The 1220-nt window shown below is 59.7% G+C and carries 1 protein-coding gene; it reads left to right on the top strand.

Annotation, left to right across the window (positions count from 1 at the left end; translation table 11 throughout):
• Positions 1-232: 232 nt before the first annotated feature.
• Positions 233-1204 (top strand): IS110 family RNA-guided transposase, encoded by a 972-nt coding sequence (locus tag POR01S_RS23040; protein ID WP_042138602.1) that lies wholly within the window; start codon positions 233-235, stop codon positions 1202-1204.
• Positions 1205-1220 lie beyond the last annotated feature (16 nt).

Here is a 1220-nt window from a genome sequence, read left to right as displayed (position 1 = left end):
TCCACCCTTGTATCTCGACTACAGCCTCCTCAGGAGGTCATAGTCCCCGACTGATCATCGGGGGAGGATGGCAAGCCGCGTCCACCCTTAAGCCTTTGAGCTTGCAGCGTAGATAGGCTGCCTCCTCCACACTCATCCCCAAGTCCGAACGGTATCTGGAGCCTCAAGAGCTCGTATTACGCAAGGTTGGACGGGATGACGTGATCGTGACGCATCTGAAGGAGGAGACATCATGGCCGTAGTAGTAGGCGTTGATATCGCCAAGCGCAGCTTCGACCTGGCCGTCCTGCAGTCCAACGGCAAGTACCGGACAAAGGGCAAGCTGAGCAACGATCAGGCAGGCTTCGCGGTCTTTGCTGACTGGCTGCAACAGCATGCCGAGCCAGGCGCTTGGATCGTGATGGAAGCCACGGGCATCTATCACGAATCGCTCGCCGGGCACTTCCATGCGTTGGGCTACCGAATCGCGGTGCTCAATCCAGCACAGATCGCCCGTTATGCGCAAAGCCAGTTGCAGCGCAGCAAAACGGACAAACTCGACGCCAAGCTGATTGCCACCTATGGCCAGCGGCATGAAGATAGTTTGCGAGCCTGGCACCCGGAACCTGTGTCCATCCGCACGCTTCGCGCGCTGACCCGGCGCCTGGAGGATCTCCAATCGCTACGGCAGATGGAGCTCAATCGGCTCGAGATCAGTCCGGAAAAAGTCCAGGACTCGATCCGGGCAGTCTTGCAACGGCTCGATGAGCAGATCGCCTGGACGCTCGAACAGATCAAACGCCATATCGACGACGATCCGGACTTACGTGGTAAGCGCGACCTGCTGGTGAGTATCGATGGCATCGCTGACAAGACCGCCGCCCTGATCCTGGCGGAGCTCGGCGATATCGACCGCTTCGCCGATGCCCGCGCCGTTACCGCCTTTGCCGGCTTGAACCCGCGCCTGCAGGAGTCCGGCCTCGCGCGCGGCCATACCTGCATCTCGCGCATGGGATCAGTCCGCTTACGAAGTGCGCTATACCTACCTGCTGTCGTGGCGCTGACCTATAACCCGGCTATCAAGGCGCAAGCCGAGCGCCTGAAAGCCAGGGGCAAGAAAGGTAAACAAACCGTCTGCGCCGCCATGCGTAAGCTGCTGACCATCGCCTATGGCGTGCTCAAATCGGGCAAGCCTTTCGACCCTGCTTTAGCCATTGCACACTGAAGGGCGAAGACGGTAT

Source organism: Pseudomonas oryzihabitans NBRC 102199 (assembly GCF_000730625.1).
Lineage (GTDB): Bacteria > Pseudomonadota > Gammaproteobacteria > Pseudomonadales > Pseudomonadaceae > Chryseomonas > Chryseomonas oryzihabitans.
This window is presented reverse-complemented; position numbering and strand designations above follow the sequence as displayed.

Excerpts from the sequence above, each read along its gene's own strand:
- POR01S_RS23040 (WP_042138602.1), top strand. The coding sequence starts at position 233 with ATGGCCGTAGTAGTAGGCGTTGATATCGCCAAGCGCAGCTTCGACCTG.